Here is a 20101-nt window from a genome sequence, read left to right as displayed (position 1 = left end):
ACTAAAACTTATTAATTAAATGATCTTATGGACTTTATTTCTGAACTTAAAAAACGCAATATTATTAAACAAATTTCTAATGAAGAAAAACTAGCACTAGCACTAAAAAATCAAAAGGGTGTTTATGTTGGTTTTGATCCTAGTGGTGAATCTTTACATTTAGGTAATTTGATACCAATAATTGTATTGCGATATCTTAAAAAAATTGGATTTAAAACCTACGCAATCCTTGGTGGTGCTACTGGTTTGATTGGTGATCCATCAGGTAAAGCCTCTGAGCGTAAAGTTCAAGATTATGAAAAAATACAAGCTAATGCTCATAAAATCAAAGTACAACTAGAATGTTACACGCAAGCAAAGATCATTAACAATATAGATTTTTATCAAAATATGAATCTCTTAAATTTCTTAAGAGATACGGGAAAACTAATTAATATTGGTTATTTATTAGATAAAGAGTTTATTCGTTCAAGAATTGAAAACGGAATCTCTTATGCTGAATTTTCATACAACTTAATTCAGGGGCACGACTTTTTATGTCTGTATGAACAATACGATGTCCAAGTTCAGTGTGGAGGATCTGATCAATGGGGAAATATCACAACTGGAATTGATCTAATTAAAAGAAAATATGGGGAAGAGAAAACACCTTATTTATGTGGGTTAACATTTAACTTATTACTTAATCCTAATGGTAATAAGTTTGGTAAATCTGAACAAGGCGCACTTTATTTAGATGAAAAATTAACTCATCCTTACTTAATCTGACAATACATCTATAATCAAGATGATCAGTTTATTATTGATCTAATTCATCGTTATGTTTTAGATGAATCACTTGATCAATTACAAGAAGTAATTGATGCACATTTAGCTAATAAAAAAGCAAGGATTGCTCAAAAATATCTAGCAGATTACCTAATCAAATTCATTCATTCTGAACAACATTTAGATACTGTTCACAAGATGAATAAAGCTTTGTTTGAAAACCAATTAGATCAATTATCAGATCAAGAAAAACTGGTTGTTTTTGCAAGCTTTGACAAAGTTGAATTAGACAGAAATCAGACGTACACCATGATTGATTTCTTATCACAAGCAAAAGTGGCAGATTCAAAAAGAATCTTACGTGAACTAATTTCTCAAGGTTCAATTCAAATTGATGATATTAAAGTTACTGATCCACAAGATCAACTTTTAATTAAAAAAGATCAACAATTATCAGTTATTAAAAAGGGTAAGAAAAACTACTTTATCGTAGTTTGAAAAGGTTAATTAATATGTTTAAATCAATGATCTCATCGATTGTTACTAAATCGTTAAAGAAAAGACTAATCAATCAAACAATTAAAGAAGAAGATCTTACTGAAGTTTTACGTGAAATAAGAATTGCTTTATTAGATGCTGACGTAAACATTAATGTCGTAAAAACATTTATTAAAGCAATTAAAGAAAAAGCGATTGGACAAGCTGTAGATCGTAACACTGATGTCCATGCTTATTTCTTAACGATCATCAAAGATGAGCTTGTTAATATCTTAGGTAAAGATCAACAACCCCTAAAAACAGATAAGAAGTTAACTAAGATCATGTTAGTTGGTTTACAAGGTTCTGGTAAAACCACTACTGTAGCTAAATTAGCTAAATTTTTAAATAAGCAAAAACAAAAAAACAGTTTATTAGTTGGACTAGACGTGTATCGTCCTGCAGCGATCGATCAACTTAATACTTTAGCTGATCAGATCAGTATGTCGTTTTATAACGAGGGTTTAACAGATCCTGTTAAAACAGCTAAAAATTCGATTGATGTCGCTAAAGAAAAAGAATGTGATGTCATCATTTATGATACTGCTGGACGATTACAAACTAATGTCGAATTAATGAACGAATTGGTTAATATCCGCAACACTGTTGATCCAGATGAAATCATCTTAGTAGTAGATGGACTATCAGGTCAAGAAATTATTAATATAGCGACTGAATTTAACAATTATCTAAAGCTGAGTGGAATCATTATTACCAAACTAGATAGCGATGCAAGAGCTGGTGCAGCATTATCATTAAGATCAATCTTAAATGTTCCAATCAAGTTCACAACAAGTGGTGAAAAACTTGATGCAATTGAGTTATTCTATCCTGAACGTATTGCTGATCGAATCCTAGGATTTGGTGACGTAATGACTCTAGCTGAGAAAGCACAAGAAGTTTATGATGAAAAATCAACTATGAAAACTTTCGAAAAGATGCTTTCTGGACGAATGGATCTTGAAGATTTATTACAACAAACTCAATCTATTACTAAGATGGGTGGATTAGGTTCACTAGTAAAAATGCTTCCAGGGTTTGCTAATAAAATTAGTGAAGATAAAGTTGAAGAAGCAACCAACAAGATTCACGTTTGAAAAATCTTAATGTCATCAATGACATTAAAAGAACGAAGAAACCCAAAATTATTAATTAAAAATCCTTCAAGAAAAAACCGAATCGTTAAAGGTTCTGGTAGAAAAGTCGAAGAATTAAACAAGTTATTAAAAGACTGACAAAACGCTTCAGGCAAGATGGAAGAAGTCGGAAAAATGTTAAAAGCTAACAAGAACCCTTTTGGCTCATTATTTTAAAAAAGCATTAATAAAGCTTTATATAATTTCAGTTTTATAATATAGCTACTTAAATAAAATTTAAGAAAGGATATTTATGTTCAAAAAAGTTTACGAAACTTCTGCATTAGCTAAAGCAGGTAGAGAAGGTCAAGTTCAAACAAGTGATGGTCAACTATCATTAAACTTAGGATTCCCTAAAACTATGGGTGGTGCTCATGGTGATCGATTAAACCCTGAACAATTATTTGCAGCTGGTTATGCAAGTTGTTATTCTCAAGCAGTGTTTGCTGTTTCTAAAAAAATGGGTCTTGATTTAAAAGAAGCTCCAATCGAAGTAACTGTTCAATTACACGCTCAAGAAGAACCTATGGCTTTCGAATTAAAAGCAGGAATTTCATTAACTGTTGATCTTCCAGAAGACAAGGCTAAGGAATTAATGAAGCAATCTCACGAAACTTGCCCATTCTCTAAATTAGCTAAGCCATCTCAAATCATTTGATTAAGAGTTAACGGCATGGACGTTGCTCACTAATTGAGATCAATATAAACATATAAATAAAAATTAACATGGTTTAACCATGTTAATTTTTATTATCTCTCGTAACTGATATTTGTAAAAAAAAGATTAGGATGCTTAATCCTAATCTTTCTATTTACATATAAAAGTTAATTAACGTCTTCTAGAATACTTTACGAAGAACAATAAGAATACAAATAAACCTAATAAGCCAGCACTGTAAATTACTGAAACATAAGGTGGAACATCTTGACCTACTAATCTTGTTCTAGCATAATCTCTAATTCCAGTATTAATTCCATCAGTTAGTTTTTGCACAATCTCATTAGCAGTTTGTAATGCTTGTCCTCTTTGCATATGGGCATTATCCATAAAGAAAGTTAAGAGATTTTTTGTTGAATCATCTGATAATGTGACACTAACATTTTCAGCCGTTAATGTATTAACATTAGATGTAATAATATCATGATTTAAAGCAACATTATTTAATAAGATACTTGCTTCAGTTTGTGGGATTAATGAAATCGCTGCACTTAATCCTCTTGGTAATAATGAAATTGGGAAATAACCACCAATTAAAAAACCACCAGCAGATGATACCATAGCTGTTAATACTAAGAAGATTGATAACTTCTTAATGTATGAAAAGATGAAAACAAAGAAAACTGAGTTAATTAAACAAATTATGATCGTTACACCAATTGTAGCTAGAACAGTTTCAGGTTTAGAAAACGGAGAAGTTGGAAATCTTGCAACGATATATATGTAAATGCATGATAATGCTAATAAAGTTATTAGCATATTAAACAAGATATTAAAAACTACGTATGATAATCTTACAGTTGTTGTTTTTGTTGGAGTAATAAAGAAGTCTTCTAAGATTCTTTCTTCACGGTCTTGAACGATGTTTTGAGATAATTGAACAGCTGTAGTTAGTGCAGTAATTGAAATTAACCCAGATAATAATGTCCCATTAAAGATGTAGTTGGAGATCTCTGTAGTAAATCCTGTTGAATAAACTAATTCAACAGCTCCTAGATCTCTTAACGATGTTTGAGATTCTCTAGGTAGTGAGCTTAAGTTTAAAAACTGAACTGCTCTACCACCAGGATCAAAACTATTTCTTTTAATTATTAGAACAAATACTAATAAAGTAATAATTGGACCTAATAGGATAAAGAAAAATCTAGTTTTGTTTCTTAAGAATAATTTAATGTTTCTAGCTAGCAGGCTTCCAAATGTTGACTTGGCATACATCATTATTTCTTACCTCCTAGTTTTCATCAACTGCGTTTTTTATTATCTTCAGCTTCTTCTGGATTCTTTTTATTTTCTTCATTAGTTAGGTTAATAAAAACATCTTCCATATTGCCTTTGATTAATTCAAAGTTTTCTAATAGGTCAATATGATCTCGGGTAAATTTATGAGCTTGATCATAACTATCAAAAGCCACTCTTAAATAACCACCCTTAATTTCATAAGTTAAGTTTTTTTCTTCAATTAGTTTTCTAATTGAATGATCTGCTTTATCTTGAACTAATACTCATGATTTGGCATATCTAGTTTTTAGTTCTGCAGGTGTACCTTCAGCCAATTTCTTGCCTTTTTTAATTACAATCGTGTAATCACAACCATCTGCTTCATCCATATAGTGAGTTGTTAAGATGATCGTTAATCCACGTTCTATTCTTAGTTTTTCTAAGATATCTCAAACCATTCTACGTGAGATTGGGTCTAATCCTGTTGTTGGTTCATCTAAAAATAAGATCGAGGGATTGTGTGCTAATGCTCTAGCAATATCAACCCTTCTTCTTTGACCACCAGATAGACTTCCATATCTTTTTGAGATAATATCTTCAAGTTTGAAGTTAACTACCATCTCATCAACAACTTGTTTAGTAGTTTTATCTTTAAATTCGTTTTTATACAAAGATAATCTTGAATACAAGTTTTCATAAACACTTAGATTTTTATCTAAGATTGAGTTTTGAAAGACAATCCCGATATTGTTTCTAATTCTAGTAAAATCACCCTTAACTTCTTCACCAAACAGTTCAATCGAACCAGAGTCTTTTGATAAAAGACCCATGATGATATTTAAGGTGGTTGTTTTACCAGCACCATTGACTCCTAAAAAGCCATAAAACTGTTTCTTATAGACTTTAAAAGTTAGGTCATCAAGTGCTTTTTTAGTACCATACTTTTTGTTTTTATCAAAACTTTTATTAAGATTGGTAATCTTGAGAATAACTTCGTTTTTTTCTAAATTTTCCATTAATAAGTTAAATTGCCTATAACAATCAAACCTTAATAACGATGATTTTTTGAATACAAAAAAATACTAATTTTCTAGGTCATTAAGACACGATAAGTAGTTATACTTTTAGAACTGTTATTTGCTTAATTAATAATAAATAGCTCTTAGAGATAAACTGCTGATTATCAGATCTTATCTAAAAAATTATAGTATCGTCATTAAGATTAAAAATAAGTATTTAATATTTTGGAATGAGCTTAAATATCAAATACAGAAATATTATAAAAACAATTATTAATAAATTGTCAAGAAATTTACAACGGTTTTAGAAAGTATCTGTCGACTAATGTAACTAAGAATATTTAAAGATGATTACAATACGTATTCATTAAGAATTTCATACGCATGATTAATCTTTTTAAACATCTCTTCAGCACCTGGATCTTTGTTAAGATCTGGGTGGTATTTTTTAGCTAACTTACGATAAGCAGATCTAATGTCATCATTAGAATCATATTTACTTAGTCCTAGAATTTTATAAGCATCATCGATTTCAGTTTGGTTTGACGAACCACCAAAATCCACATTGTCTCAATCAATTTTATTGAAGTCAAAACCAAAACTTTCTCTAAATGCTTGGGTAGCACCTTCATTCATCACTTTTTCATATCAAGCATGTTCTTCATCTAGTTTACGTTTTTTAAACTCTTTTTGTTTTTTCTTAGCTTCTCGTGCTTTTTTTCATTTTTCTTTTTTCTTAGCAACTCAGTCTATAAAGTTTTCGATCTGAAACTCAGCAGTTTTTTCTGCAGTTTGACTATCAACTACACTATCAGAAAATAATCTTTCTCTTCCATCACTAAAGCGATTAACATGCGTTTTGTTAATCTTAGGTTGTTGATATTGGCTGTTATATAATGAATCATCAAACAAGAATGAAGTTGTGTTCTTGTTGTAGTAGTTATCACTATTTAAATGATCATAAAAAGCTTCTGATTGTTTTTCATAATAAGCTTTTTCTTGCTCAGGACTGATCTTATAACTGCTTGATTGATAATGAGCACTTGAAGACTGTTCTTGTTCTTGTTGAAAAACAGAACTAGTTTGAGAAAGTGAAATATCTTTAACTAGATTACGATAAAACTTATCTAGTTCAATAGTTTTTAATTTAAATGCATCACGTTGTTCATTTTGATCGAATTGATAATCATCAAAATAAGCAATTACATCAAGTTGGCTTGTTTGTTGTTTGTCACCCATATATTATTTAATCAGTTTTTTAATTAGTTCAGATTCATCTAAATCTTCATATAAGATTTGATAGATTGTAGTCAGTAGTTTTAGTTCAAGATCATTATTCTTAATGATTTCATACATTGTTTTAGCTGCTACGTAACCTTCAACGGTGTTGATATTTTTTTCTAACGCGTTTTTGATTCCGTATTTAGCAACTAATTTACCAAAACTAAAGTTACGTGATTGTTCGTTTGTACAAGTCAAAATAAAATCACCGATTCCACTAAATTGAGCGCAATCTTTTGGACGGTATTGATCTTTAGCTAAACTTTCATACAAACTATCCATTTCATTAAATAGTTTAGTTAATAAAGCAGATCTTGTATTTGCAGATGTTGTTTGTTCAAAAACAATTCCTGTTCCGATTGCACAAACGTTTTTGATAGCTGCAAATAATTGTGCTGATAGTTCGTTATCAAATGGCACTAATTGAAAGGTATCATTGTTAAACAACCCGCATACTTTGTTGCAACTAGTCATATCATTTGATACAGCATTAATCACTGTTGGGTGATTATCAAAAACTTCTGTAGCAAATGAAGGTCCTAATAATGACGTTAATGATAATAAGTTCTTACTAAACGCTTGTTTGATCACTTCTGATCAAAATTGTTTAGTATTACTATCCATTCCTTTAGCTACATTTATTAAATTAACTTTACGATCTTTTAAAACGTTAGCTAGTTTTGCCAACACATCATTAGAAAACTTTGATGGGATCGCTAATAATAAATAATCACAACCATCAACAGCATCAGCTAAATTACTCGTAACTAAATCAGGTGATTTAAATAGTTTTTTATGTCCAAAATAACGATTATTAAAACCTTTTTTAAGGTTATCAATTTCATCTTGATCAATTCCTCACATCTGTACGATGTGACCGTTTTTTAATAAGACATTGGCTAGAGCAGTACCTCAAGCTCCCGTACCTAAAACACCTATCTTAGTTCTCATTAAGCTATCTTGACTTTATATAGATTATCTTAACAATTTTTAAGTGGTTTGAATATAATAATTTGTTAAAAATAATTTATTTTTATAGTTATGTATTTACAGTTTTATCATGAACTTCTTGAGCTTCGATTGCTTTCTTAGTTAAATAAGAAGCATAAAAGACACCAATGAATAATACCGCTGTAATGATTCAGACTACTTTGACTTTTTTGAAGTCAGGATTTGTAGAACTGAAATCATTCGCCAAATAAATATTTAAAAAACTTAATAAGGTGATTGTTGCAAATAATAACCAAACAAATGGGAATCATCCAACACTTAGTTCATCATAAAACTTTTCTACAACTGAGTTGTTTTGTAAAAAGATCAGAGTCAAACTAAAAATGATGCAAAGAATCAATATATAGCTTAGTATTGATTGCACGTTAGTTATAATCTTCATCATTCTTGATGAATCGTTTCAGCGTTTACCAAATAAAAGATCGGGATCAACTGGTTGAACTTGTTTAGGTGGTTTCTCTACTTTTTGTTTTTTCTCTTTTTTAGCCTTAACTTGTTCAGTAATCTTTTCAGCTTCAGCTTGTTTTTCAGCTTTTGCTTTGGCTTTCTTTTCTTCCTTGGCCTTTTTGTCTTCTTTAGATTTTTTATCTTCTCTAATCGGCGGAGGATTAGCTTTTTTCTTAACTGGTGGTTCTTCAGGATTTTTCGCACACCACACTTCAAAGCTCATTAGTGTCGTGTTTGCTAATCTTAAATATTGATCGTATCGCGAACGTTTAAATGAATCACCTAAGACTTCATAAGCACGTTCAATTCTACGACCCATTTCAGCTGAATGCGCATCTTTTGCAAATACTGTTGAGTATTGCAAACGCATCATCTTATATTGAATCGTGATCTTTTCGATTGAATCATTCTGATTCACCTTTAAGATCTCATAATAGTTTTGATTCTGACTTCTTTGATAAAAGAACGGAGTGGTGTTATTAGTTGATGCAGCTGCAGCTTTAGCTCTTCTTTGTTTAAGTCTACGATCAAAATCAAATCGCGTAGTTTCATTACTTAAAATAGAATACGCCCGATTGATCTCCTTGAATTTAGCTTCAGCATCAGGAGCTTTATTAACATCGGGGTGATATTCTCTAGCTAGACGACGAAACGCTCTTTTGATATCTTCTTTAGAAGCGGTTTCACTAACGCCTAATATTTCATAATAATTTGACTCAACAAAAGGTCGCATACACTAATCTTTAACTAATTAATTATAAACGATTAACCGACACTTCCTTCCATATCCATCGTAACTAAACGATTTAATTCAATCGCATATTCCATTGGTAATTCCTTTGTAAAGGGTTCAATAAAACCTAAAACGATTAGATTTTCTGCCACATCTTTAGGAATTCCTTTAGCCATCATATAGAATAATTGTTCTTCACTAATATTTGAAACTTTGGCTTCGTGTTCTAGAGAAGAATACTTATTTTCAATGATTTCGGTTGGTAAGGTATCAGTTCTAGAGATATTATCAATTAATAAGGTGTCACACTCTACTTTTGAACTTGAATAATGGGCATCTTTACCGATTCTAACTAAACCGCGATAACATGTGTCTCCACCATTAAATGAAACTGATTTTGACACAATTCTAGATTTAGTGTGAGGTGCTAAGTGAATCATCTTAGCACCAGCATCTTGAATAATACCTTTATTAGCTACTGCAATTGAGATACAATCACTTGAAGCATATTCTCCAGCAAGAATTGATGAAGGATATTTCATATTAATTCTTGCACCGATATTTCCATCGATTCAAGACATCTTGGCATTTTCATAAACGATCGAACGTTTAGTAACTAAGTTTAAAACGTTGTCAGATCAGTTTTGAATTGTGGTGTATCTTCCCACAGAATTTTTGTGTAAGAAAACTTCAACTACAGCACAATGTAAATTATCTTCTGAATAAACAGGAGCAGTACACCCTTCAACGTAGTGACATTTAGCACCTTCTTCAAGAATGATAATAGTTCTTTCGAATTGACCTACTCTGCGACCATTAATTCTAAAGTAAGCTTGTAATGGTTTTTTGATTTCTACACCTTTAGGAACATAAACAAAAGATCCACCAGATCAAAATGCGGTGTTTAGAGCTGCAAACTTATTGTCATTAGTTGGCACGATCGTTCCAAAATATTTTTTTACTAATTCTGGATATTTTTGTACTGCTGTATCAGTATCGGTAAAAATCACACCGTTTTCAGCTAATTCTTTTTCAATACTATGATAAACAGCTTGTGAGTCATATTGGGTTGAAACACCATTTAAAAATTTCGCTTCTGCTTCTAAAATCCCTAATTTCTTAAATGTATTCTTTATCTTCTTAGGCACTTGATCTCAGCTATATTGAGGATTATCAACTGCTTTAGAATACATAACTGCATTATCATAATCAATAAATGATAGATCAGGACCCCAACTAGGATTTGGCATTTTCATAAATGTATCAAATGCATCTAATCTGATCTTTAGCATCCATTCTGGTTCATTTTTTAGTTTAGAGATTTTCTTAACAACTTCTCTAGAGATCCCTTTATTGGTTTCAAAAATAGAAGTATCTTTATCATAAAAACCGTATTGGTATTTTTTATTTAAGATTTTTTTAGATATTCCCATATATTACTCCTTTGTTAAATATTCGTTTAGTGCTTTGGCATTTATTGTTGCACAAATTACTCGATTAGATTGCATGTGAACTGAAGAAAAAATATCAAATTCTTCGGCTAAAAGTGGACTTTTTACATCTTTAACAATAAACTCTAGATAAGCTGATAAAAGCTCTTTTACTTCATCTATTTTTTTATTAATTAGATATCTAGATAAGAAATCAAAAGTAGTTTGAGAAATAATACAACCACTCCCACTAAATTTCAAATCCACTAAAAGATCATCTTTGATTAAAATATAAATATCAAATTGATCAGCACAACTGTCTGACTTAGTATTAATTACTTTGTAATTAGAATCATTGATCAGTTCTTTAACAAAATTCTTTGGATTTTGATAATAATCAATGATCATTTGTCTTCTGATTAGTGGATTAGAGTAATTCATTTAAGATATCCTTTAGATCAAACTCTTCGATTACTTTGAAAAAGTAATCGATCTCTTCTTTTGTATTATAGATTGATAAAGAAACGCGAACATAGCCATCTTTTTGATACTTTTTTAATAAGTGCACACATGAAGCTCCAGCTCTGGTGACGATTTTTTTGGTGGATAAATATCAAGCTAAATCTTGAGAATGAATATTAGGTATCTGTAATAAGAAGATTGGAAAATCAGCATGTTCGTTTATCAAAATCAACTTATTTTGTTGTTTTATTTTCTCTTTAAAATAAGTAGTTAAGTCTTGCTTATAAGCCTGAAATTCATCGTTATAGATTTCATTAATGAAATCTAAAGTTTTAGATCATGCATAGATAGCAGCAACATTATTAGTTCCACCCTCGTATTTTAGTGGATTGGTTTTAAGTGAAATCGATTTTTGGTTAACGTCAAAATCATAATACATATCACCACCATACTTAATAGGGTTAAGAATCTTCTGAAGATCTTTTTTAATGTAGCCAATCCCTAGTCCAGTTGGTCCAAATATTTTATGAGCAGAAAAACATAAACCATCAATATCTTGACCGATAACTATTTTTTCCTGAGCTGCAAGTTGTGTCGCATCTATAAAAACTAAACAGTTTTTATTTATAGTTTTGATTTCTCTAGCATAATTCAAATAGTCGATTTTATAGCCATATATATTTGAAAGACCTGAAAAAGCTACCAATTTAGTTTTTTCATTAACCTTATCTTTAATTTCACTTAAAGATTTAACAAGCGTTAATTGAAGATTATTTCTTCTAGATAGTTCTAATCAATTAACGAGATTACTCGCATGTTCTAACTCGTTAACGATAATTTCATCACCTTTTTTTAAATATTCACTCAATCCAAAAGCGAACAAGTTTAATATTTCGGTTGCTGAGCTATTAAAAATTATTTCATCGGCATTAACTGCTAAATATTGCGCTGTTTTTTGCCTAGTTTCAGAAATGACATCGTTTAGTTTGTTAGATAAACTAGTGTTGTTATTATGAGGATTTAATGATCATTTTTGATAATACTCGCAAATAGCATTAACAACTGAATCTGGTTTTAAGCTCGTAGCTGCGTTATCAAAATATAATCAATCCTTATTATTTTTAAATCAACTGAACTGTTTTCTAACTGATTGAACTTTCATAATTAACTTTTAGAAATAGATCTTCAATTTGTTTAATCATTTTAGTTCGTTCTTGTTCACTATCAATAATGCTAATTGTTTTAATGAAATAGCCCATTAAAATCAACTTAATCGCTTCAGCTTTTTTCACACCTTTAGCCATTAAATAAAATAAATGGTTTTGATTTAATCTTCCTACAGCCATTGCGTGTTTCGCTTTAACATTATTATCGTCAATGATTAGTTGAGGTTCACCCTTAACTACAGCGTCGTCACTTAATAAAACACCTCTAATTTCTTGGATTGTATCGTTTTGATGAGTTTTATTTTTAATAACGCTAGTGATTGTTGAAGAAACATTAGATTGATCAGCTGCTACAACGTAGTTTTGATAAACACTTTTAGCATTGTTAGATAAATGATTTAATTTGATATTGTATTTCTTCTTATTTTGATTAATACCAAATGTTGAAATAATTACTTTTGCCGAAGAATTTTCAGATAAATTCACATTTATATTTAAATTTGAATCATTATCATGAATATCTAATAGATGAATAAAACTATCTGTGTTTTTAGGTATCGAATAGTCTAATTCAGATGTTTTAGAATCGATTAAAACGAAGTATTTTTTATCCATAATAAATTACTTAGCAGCGAATTGATCGATCAATTCAAAATCATGGCTTTTATTTTCTTTAAAGTCAATATTGAATTCTTTTCTAATTCAATCATAACCTTCTTTGTCTATTCGTTTTGCTAAGCTAGCATCACCTTCAGTAACAATTGTTCCATTTACGACAACAAAAACTTTGGTAGGTTTAATTAATTTAAACATTCTTTCGTAGTGAGAAACAATTATTAAAGATTTGCTCTTATCCTTAATTCATTCTTGTAATTCTTTTGTAATGATTTTTAAAGCATCAACATCTAATCCTGAATCGATTTCATCAAGCATTGCAAAATCTGGATTAATTGTTTTTAAAAGAAGAATTTCGTTTTTCTTTTTTTCACCACCACTAAAACCTTCATTAACTGAACGATTTAGTAATTCAAAATTCATTTTTAATTTTTTGGTATTACTTTGAATTAATTTATAAAACTCCGGTAAATCTATAGGTTTTTCTCTTCTAGCATTAATTGCTGAGCGAATAAATTCTATTAATGAAACACCAGGAATTTCTTCGGGAGCTTGACTTGCTAAATATAAACCTAATCTAGCTCTTTCGTCTACTTCCATTTTGTTAAGTACTTGATCCTTGAATGTGATTTTTCCTCTAACTATTCTTGAATCATGATGACCCATTATAGTTTTTAAAAGTGTTGATTTACCATGTCCGTTTGGACCCATTATTGCAACGATATCTCCAGCTTTAATCGTTGCTGAAACATTGGTCAATATTTTCTTTTTATCGATATTAACTGTTAAATTGTTAATTATTAGTTCTGACATACACTAAAATCGTAAATTAATATATTTAAAAAGACTAATAATTACTCTAAATATTCGGTGCTTTTAAAAGATTTTTTAATAGATAAAACACATTTATTTTTACTAATTATTTCGTGTAAAAATTTTAAATAGAAAACACAGATAAATAGTATCGAAATAGTAGTAATTTTGAGGCTGTATAACTAGAAAAAGTTCATAATATAAATTCGTGGTTTCACTGTTTTTTTTGCAGTTAATTGAGACCTTCGTTTTCCGTTTCTATTTGACTTTCGGAAACTTTGTTATTGATTCTCACGAGTTTATAACACTTAAAAATGATTACACAATTAAACACCTTTATAAAGGTTAAAATGTTAAAAATATTCGGTAAATTTGATAATTTCTTAAAAACTATTTTTTAAGTAATTTGTTTATCTCTTTTCAATTTGGTAAATAATGTCCAACTATTTCATAAAACCTTTTTGTATGGTTTTGCTCTATTAAATGAGTCATCTCATGAATAAGAACATATAGTAAACAAATGAGTGGTTTTTTAACAAGTCGTAAGCTAATCCAAATTCGCTTTTTATCTACATTACAAGTCCCTCATTTTGTCTTCATATTTTTAATACGATACTCGTTAGCGCTGACACCCATAATTCTTTCTAAGTCTGTGATGATTTTTTTCATCTCATGCATGAGTGATTTTTTCGACCAATTATCAAATATTTTTTCTTTTGTTTTTTGATCGCAGTTTTGATCGACATTTAATATGATGTTACCTTCTTTTACTTGAACTGAAGGTCGCTTTTTTGTATGAACAATTAATAGATTAAAAATCTCACCTCAAAGATATATTTTTTCTCCGGTCTCAAAATTTGGGTAAAATTGTTCTGAATTTCTTAAGATACTTTGTTTTGCTTTAAATATGAAATTAAGCTTTGATAACACAAAATCAATAATCGATTCATCAGAACAATTTAAAGGGCAAGAAACAAAAATATCTCCAAATGGTGGTTTGACTTTTAAGTAGATATTCTTAACACCTTTTTTCTTAGTTACATTAACTTGAAAATTACCAACCATCAAAATTTTGTTGATATTACTAATAGATCTTGCCATATTCTTTAATTAAATACTACTTAAATAAAAATAAGTCGCATAATAGCGACTTTATTTATAGGTTTATTGATTAATATAAATTATTCCATGTATTTTTCAGGATACATTTTCTTCATCTTAGCAATGAATTCATCCTTAGGTAATGATCCGTATTGATTCATTAGACTTACACAGTTTTTGTATTCATGGATTGCTGAATCTAATTCTTTGAAACCTTTAACAACAACTTTTTTGTTTTGTAATAACTTATAAGTTTCAAAGAATCCTTTAATTTCTTTTAAAGAATGAGCACCTAGATCCTTAAGTGATCTAATATTTTCAAAACGCTTATCACAAGCAATAACACCAATTAACTTGTTATCAGTTTCACCTGAATCAACCATTCCCATCATTCCTAAGATTCTAACAGGAACTATTACACCTGGTTGAAAAGCTTGATTGGCAACCACTAAACAGTCTAATTCATCCCCATCTCAGTCTAAAGCTTCTTTAATGAAACCATAGTTGTGTGGGTAAACTTCAGATCCATATAAGATACGATCTACAGAGATTTGACCAGTCTTGCGATCGTATTCATACTTAATATTTGATCCCTTTGGGATTTCTATTGTTACTTTAAGTTCTAATAAATTTGACATTATGTTTAATTCTATCGATTAATATAATATTAATTATATTATTTATATTGTATTACATATATAATAATTACGTGCAATTACAAAAGAACATAAGAAAAAAAAGGAACAATTACAGTTTCAATTTCAAGTTATCTTTTAATGCTGGAATGCTAGCATTAGCGATTATCTTTGCTTATTTGTCTTCTTTAGTAAAGATTCCTTTTTTTAGTTCTTTATCTTTAACGATTGATATCTCAATTGTTTTTTTAATACCAGTTATTTATATTAGTTCAATATATTCAGCTGTAGCTTTATCAATCACATTATCATTAATCCATTTTATTTGGAATGCGTCCAACTGAATTGGGATTATATTTTTAACAATCATTAATATATTTACAATCCTAATTTTTGCTTTTTTAAATTGGTTGTTAAATAAGACAAAATTAAAGGATAAGAAGGTTAAATGGTTAGTTATCTGAATTTTAATTATTCCGATCTTGATGGTGCTTTTTTCAGCGATCAATGGCATTTTAATCACACCATTGTATTGATGATGATTTAGAGCTGTTAGAACAATTAATTTTATTGAAGTAGCTAAATTTTATAATTCATCACCTAATTTAAGATTCTTCTTATTGTTTATTAATGATTACTGAACTGGTATTTTTGCTTTATTTTCATTATTTAACTTAATTAAGTTCTCATTAGTAGCATTCTTTGCAATTCCAATGTTAACGTTCTTTCAAAACAATCTATTTACCAAAAAGATGTTTAATTAAGTTAGATAATTAAAATAACGAGCTAAGTGATTAGCTCGTTATTTTATTGTTCTTTAGTTATAAACAATAAAAAATGGCGCTATAGAGGCGCCAAGTTAGTTAGTTTATTAGTTATTAGTTATTGGTCCTGGAGATGAGACTTGAACTCACAAGGGTGTAAACCCGTCAGATTTTGAGTCTGATGCGTTTGCCATTCCGCCACTCCAGGTTAGTTAATAACTTAACTGTAAATATTATAGCACATAAATCTAAAATGTAAAGATAAAAAATAAATATTTTTATTTTTCTTCTAAAAATCGATGATGACTAAATTATGGTCTACGTGGTGGTCGAACGTTTCTTCTATTCATCTGATCCATATAAACATTACTAAACTTAGGTGAATTATAAAACGTATTATTATTCTTAGAATGAACAATTTGTCAAGTTAGTGCATCAATCTTCTTTAACACATTTGGATTAACACCAAATAGATTTGTTAACTCGTTATTAGTTGGATAACTACCATAATGCAAGATGTCATTATGGTCCATAATAACAGGTAATTTGAAATCGGTTTTCTTTAAGTGGTTAACCAGTTTAGGGTTATTTAAGAATACTTCTTTATGATCTTTTAAGTTATAGCGATAACATCTGATCCCTTGATCAATAAAATATCGTTGTAATAACTGTAATTTTGTTTTTAGTAATCTAATACTTAAATCATTCTCATCATTTTTTGAGATCAATGAAGATTCATAGATATAAATCTCTTGTTGCTGTTTGGTATGTCTAGTTTTAGCAAGATCAACCATATTCATTAGTTCACTAAATTGTTTTTCAACAAGTGATTGGTTCTTATTATTACTAATAAGATCACTTGCTTCAACATCATCTAAAGCAGCTTTAAATGCTGATAAGATCTTCTTATTAGTTTGTTTTTGTTTTTGGATCTTGATGTAATCTCTTGCTGTAAATCCATAAAATCTTAAAACAAAGATGATTCCCAATCAAACTAACGGAACAAAGAAAACGATTGATGAAATGACAATCAAACTAAATAGTCAAGTCGGATTAGCACCAAATCCAAAATAACGATAAGTGAAATCTAATCCAGGAACAGTTTCAAAATAATTATTAACCAATGGGTTTTTAATAATCGATTCCATTGAAAACGATTGGTTTTTTAGATCAAGATTATCCTTCTTGATTAATAAAACCAGATCAGGTTTGGGATTATTAATCCCCGGGGTGTAATTAATGAACTTATCAATGTATTGATCTCTGATCTTGAAATCACCTTGATAAGGTTCGATTAATTCTTGAACCTTAAAAGTAAATAGATCATCATTATTTGGATTTAAAAGTAGTTCTCCACTACCCAAATATGATGTTCTAGTTGCTAATGGATCTTGGTAATTATTATCAATAATTAATCGTTCAATAACTCGATCACTTGAAAATTTAAATAATGATAATGCCTTGAAATTAGCATTATTTGAATCTAAATAAACTAAGATATCATCAATTCCATTTAATGAAACGACATTACTGATCGGATAAACCCCAAAACTAGAATCATCTGAGATCTGTTGAGTTCGATCCAAAAAACTCTGGTTGATTGAAGGGATGATTCTAGCGTTATAGTTATCATCCTTATCATCAATTAGATAAACTGTTGAAACCTTATTATTAGCATTCTGTTGTTTTTTAGATCAAAAAACAATGATGCTATTACCGCCTTGCGGTTGAGAAAACGAATTAAAGTCAGCAGAACTTAATGAGTTAACGAAATTATCTCATTTGTATTGGTTATTATCAAAACCAAATAGTCTTTGTAATTGAGTTGGTGGTTGGATTATTGTATATGTTCCGTTCGTATCAAAAATGATCGTTAGATCATTGAATTGCATACTAAATGACCCAAATTCAAAACCATAAGAAAATCCAGCTACAGCATGATAAAAATTCGTATTATCAAGTCGATATAATCGCGATTCTGCTCTTAGTTCTCTTTGATTATTAAACAAATCGTTATTATTATTAAAGTTAAAATCCTGCGGACCTGAAACAAATAAATAATTCGGATTTAATTTTTTAAGATCACTTGTTGGTGATAAAGCAGAAGGTGAAGCAAATGCACCTAATGAATCCAACACATTTAGATTAATTCTAAATGTCCCAAGTAATTGCAAATCTGAACTATTACTATTTACACTTAATATCTCGCGATTGTTTGGTCTTAAAACATTACGATCACCAACTGTTCAACTTCCCCCAATCTGAAGTTGATCAGTATCTGAAATAATCTTGCCCCCAGCAATTGCGCCTCTGATTACATAAGTGAATTGTGGATCTTGAAAGATCGGTAAATTTACTTCAAAATTAGTGTTTCTCGTTTCACTTCATCCACCAATTAACACCGCATAAGGTCAACCAGTAATTTGGTTAAGATTTCGATCAATTCTAAAGATCCCTAAAGATTGGAAACGATCATTAATCGTTGGATCAATATTCCCATTTCCACCAATAATATAAATGTTTTGTTTATAAACGATTAAGTTAGCTAAATTCGCCAGATAGTTACTATAAGAAAAGATAAATCGACCACCATTGGTAAAACCAATCGTGTTACTTAAAAATGAAGGATTACTATTCCAAGTTGAGGGAATATTATTTAATAATGCTTGGGGATCAATCGCAATCTCAGATTGAATATCAGCACGTTTATCTAGTTCACGGTCAAGGTTTTCTTTAATTTTAGTAAGAATCCCATAACCATCTTTATTCCCATTAGCATATGCTCTAATCGCATTATCATCGTTATTTCTAGGAACAGTTAAAACATAAAAACTAGTTGGATCAAGTGGATCATAAGCCACTTCAACAACGTGTCTTGCAATCTGGTTTTCATTAGCAAACCGATATGTTCATAACACGTTATAAAATAGATCAGTCCGATAGATCGTATTATCGTTTTCTTTAGATATAAAGATATATCCACCATTTGCTAACTTCAAACCATTGAAGTTGTTATTACTAACATAATTGGGTTGCTGAACAGGATTAAACTGTTCAACGCTCTTTCGATATACCTTACCATCACTAACAATTGTTTCAGATAAAACTTGGTTTTTAAGCTTATTATCGTAGACAAAAGCACTATTATTAGTATTTACCGGATTGTATTGGCCAAATATTAATAATAGCAAGATAAATAGTAAAAATACACAACCACTATAAAGTAGTTTTTTAATCTTTGATCTCACTTATGTTAGCTATATATCTTATATTATTAATTTATTATTATTAATTTTAAATTTATCGATTATTGTATTTTAAAATAATCTTAACTAATTAACATATGAGCTTAAGAAATACCAAATTCGTTTATACTGATTTAGACGATACGATCATTACATCTAAAAAGGATGCTAAATTTTTATATAAAGGTCAAAACTATAAAGATCTATTCGATGTTCCTAATGAAGTAGTTGAAGCTTTTCAAAAACTAATTAAACAAGGAATCTATACCGGGATTGCTACTGGAAGAGATTATCGTAAGGTATATCCATTATTAAAAAAAACCCAAATGTTTAATTTACCTACGATTACAGATGATGGAGCATGTGTTTATATTAATAATAAATGTGTTAAGGCTTCTTATATTGATAAAAACGTAATCGATCGATTAATTGTTTTAGCTAAGAAGTTCAAAAACATTTCATATAGTATTAACACTCCTTTTGGTGTGTATGTTTCTAAAAACAAATCTTGATGAACCTTACAAGATGAATTCTTTAATGAAAAATATCATAATGAGATGTTCAAATTAAGATATGTTGATCTAAGCAAGGTTAGTCATTTTTATAATGATCAGATTACAGCAATTACGATTAGTACCAAGCCAATTGCACTAAGACCACTTAACCAACGTGAGATTGACTACTTCATTGATCTAAATAATTATGGTGATGTTACTGTTACCAAATACAAACAAGATGTGGTGATTCGTCCAAATGAATCTAAAGCTAGTGGGATCTTCTGAGTAAAAAATAACTTCAATAACAAAATTACCAAAGATAACACCGTATGTTTTGGGGATAATCACAACGATGTTGATCTATTTAAATGATCAAATCTTAGTGTGGCCGTTAATAATGCAAAAGATGTTTATAAGACTTTTGCTAAATATCAAGCTGATAATTGTGAAAATTTAGGTGTAGCTAAATTCATTAACCAATTCTTATTAAAATAAGATTTGTTAA

The 20101-nt window shown here is 29.5% G+C and carries 18 protein-coding genes and 1 tRNA gene; 5 read left to right on the top strand and 14 right to left on the bottom strand.

What is annotated here, in order from left to right:
• Positions 1-27: 27 nt before the first annotated feature.
• The 3 genes from tyrS (at position 28) to H3143_RS01330 (ending at position 3132) form a co-directional block, all read left to right on the top strand.
• Positions 28-1275 carry a tyrosine--tRNA ligase gene (gene tyrS, locus H3143_RS01340; protein WP_182079034.1) on the top strand — a complete coding sequence of 416 codons (1248 nt, stop codon included), beginning with the start codon at positions 28-30 and terminating at the stop codon, positions 1273-1275.
• 5 nt (positions 1276-1280) lie between these two features.
• Complete coding sequence (gene ffh, locus H3143_RS01335) at positions 1281-2618, top strand: signal recognition particle protein (RefSeq protein ID WP_182079033.1); 1338 nt, start codon at positions 1281-1283, stop codon at positions 2616-2618.
• Positions 2619-2694: 76 nt separating this feature from the next.
• Positions 2695-3132 carry an Ohr family peroxiredoxin gene (locus tag H3143_RS01330; protein WP_182079032.1) on the top strand — a complete coding sequence of 146 codons (438 nt, stop codon included), beginning with the start codon at positions 2695-2697 and terminating at the stop codon, positions 3130-3132.
• Between the two features lie 138 nt (positions 3133-3270).
• On the opposite strand, the gene H3143_RS01325 is transcribed toward H3143_RS01330, so the two are convergent.
• The 12 genes from H3143_RS01325 to H3143_RS01270 all read right to left on the bottom strand — a co-directional run bounded on the left by H3143_RS01325 (position 3271) and on the right by H3143_RS01270 (position 15093).
• Positions 3271-4377 carry an ABC transporter permease gene (locus H3143_RS01325; protein ID WP_182079031.1) on the bottom strand — a complete coding sequence of 369 codons (1107 nt, stop codon included), beginning with the start codon at positions 4375-4377 and terminating at the stop codon, positions 3271-3273.
• A complete protein-coding gene (locus H3143_RS01320; protein ID WP_182079030.1) occupies positions 4377-5393 on the bottom strand; it encodes an ABC transporter ATP-binding protein in 1017 nt (338 codons plus the stop codon). Before H3143_RS01320 ends, H3143_RS01325 begins: the two co-directional genes overlap by 1 nt.
• Before the next feature lie 354 nt (positions 5394-5747).
• On the bottom strand, positions 5748-6635 hold the full coding sequence (locus tag H3143_RS03585; protein ID WP_182079029.1) for a DnaJ domain-containing protein: 888 nt from the start codon (positions 6633-6635) through the stop codon (positions 5748-5750).
• Positions 6636-6638: 3 nt separating this feature from the next.
• Complete coding sequence (locus tag H3143_RS01310; protein WP_182079028.1) at positions 6639-7628, bottom strand: NAD(P)H-dependent glycerol-3-phosphate dehydrogenase; 990 nt, start codon at positions 7626-7628, stop codon at positions 6639-6641.
• 88 nt (positions 7629-7716) lie between these two features.
• A complete protein-coding gene (locus tag H3143_RS01305; protein ID WP_182079027.1) occupies positions 7717-8868 on the bottom strand; it encodes a J domain-containing protein in 1152 nt (383 codons plus the stop codon).
• Positions 8869-8900: 32 nt separating this feature from the next.
• A complete protein-coding gene (gene sufB / locus H3143_RS01300) occupies positions 8901-10301 on the bottom strand; it encodes a Fe-S cluster assembly protein SufB (RefSeq protein ID WP_182079026.1) in 1401 nt (466 codons plus the stop codon).
• 3 nt (positions 10302-10304) lie between these two features.
• On the bottom strand, positions 10305-10739 hold the full coding sequence (locus tag H3143_RS01295) for an iron-sulfur cluster assembly scaffold protein (RefSeq protein WP_182079025.1): 435 nt from the start codon (positions 10737-10739) through the stop codon (positions 10305-10307).
• Positions 10726-11922, bottom strand: coding sequence for an aminotransferase class V-fold PLP-dependent enzyme (locus tag H3143_RS01290; protein ID WP_182079024.1), 1197 nt, complete (start codon positions 11920-11922; stop codon positions 10726-10728). The genes H3143_RS01295 and H3143_RS01290 overlap by 14 nt, the downstream gene beginning before the upstream one ends.
• Complete coding sequence (locus H3143_RS01285) at positions 11903-12541, bottom strand: SufD family Fe-S cluster assembly protein (RefSeq protein WP_182079023.1); 639 nt, start codon at positions 12539-12541, stop codon at positions 11903-11905. Before H3143_RS01285 ends, H3143_RS01290 begins: the two co-directional genes overlap by 20 nt.
• Positions 12542-12547: 6 nt before the next feature.
• On the bottom strand, positions 12548-13354 hold the full coding sequence (gene sufC / locus H3143_RS01280) for a Fe-S cluster assembly ATPase SufC (RefSeq protein WP_182079022.1): 807 nt from the start codon (positions 13352-13354) through the stop codon (positions 12548-12550).
• A 390-nt stretch (positions 13355-13744) separates the two neighbouring features.
• Positions 13745-14455 (bottom strand): YgjP family zinc-dependent metalloprotease, encoded by a 711-nt coding sequence (locus tag H3143_RS01275; RefSeq protein ID WP_228444808.1) that lies wholly within the window; start codon positions 14453-14455, stop codon positions 13745-13747.
• A gap of 80 nt (positions 14456-14535) precedes the next feature.
• The gene (locus tag H3143_RS01270) at positions 14536-15093 is read right to left on the bottom strand and encodes an inorganic diphosphatase (protein WP_182079021.1); all 558 of its coding nucleotides are present in this window, start codon (positions 15091-15093) and stop codon (positions 14536-14538) included.
• A gap of 71 nt (positions 15094-15164) precedes the next feature.
• On the opposite strand from H3143_RS01270, the gene H3143_RS01265 reads away from it, so the two are divergent.
• Entirely contained in the window at positions 15165-15854 is a 690-nt protein-coding gene (locus tag H3143_RS01265) for an MPN527 family putative ECF transporter permease subunit (protein WP_182079020.1), read from the top strand.
• A 122-nt stretch (positions 15855-15976) separates the two neighbouring features.
• Here the strand turns inward: H3143_RS01265 and H3143_RS01260 are convergent.
• Both H3143_RS01260 and H3143_RS01255 read right to left on the bottom strand, forming a co-directional pair.
• Positions 15977-16062: transfer RNA gene (locus H3143_RS01260), tRNA-Leu, on the bottom strand.
• 103 nt (positions 16063-16165) lie between these two features.
• Complete coding sequence (locus H3143_RS01255; RefSeq protein WP_182079019.1) at positions 16166-19102, bottom strand: arsenic metallochaperone ArsD family protein; 2937 nt, start codon at positions 19100-19102, stop codon at positions 16166-16168.
• A gap of 95 nt (positions 19103-19197) precedes the next feature.
• Between H3143_RS01255 and H3143_RS01250 the strand changes: the two genes are divergently transcribed.
• Positions 19198-20091 (top strand): HAD-IIB family hydrolase, encoded by an 894-nt coding sequence (locus H3143_RS01250; protein WP_182079018.1) that lies wholly within the window; start codon positions 19198-19200, stop codon positions 20089-20091.
• Positions 20092-20101 lie beyond the last annotated feature (10 nt).

It is taken from the genome of Mycoplasma tullyi (assembly GCF_014068355.1).
In the GTDB taxonomy this organism is placed as follows: domain Bacteria; phylum Bacillota_I; class Bacilli_A; order Mycoplasmatales; family Mycoplasmoidaceae; genus Mycoplasmoides; species Mycoplasmoides tullyi.
The sequence above is the reverse complement of the archived record's forward strand: the minus strand, read 5'-3'. Positions and strand labels throughout refer to the sequence as shown.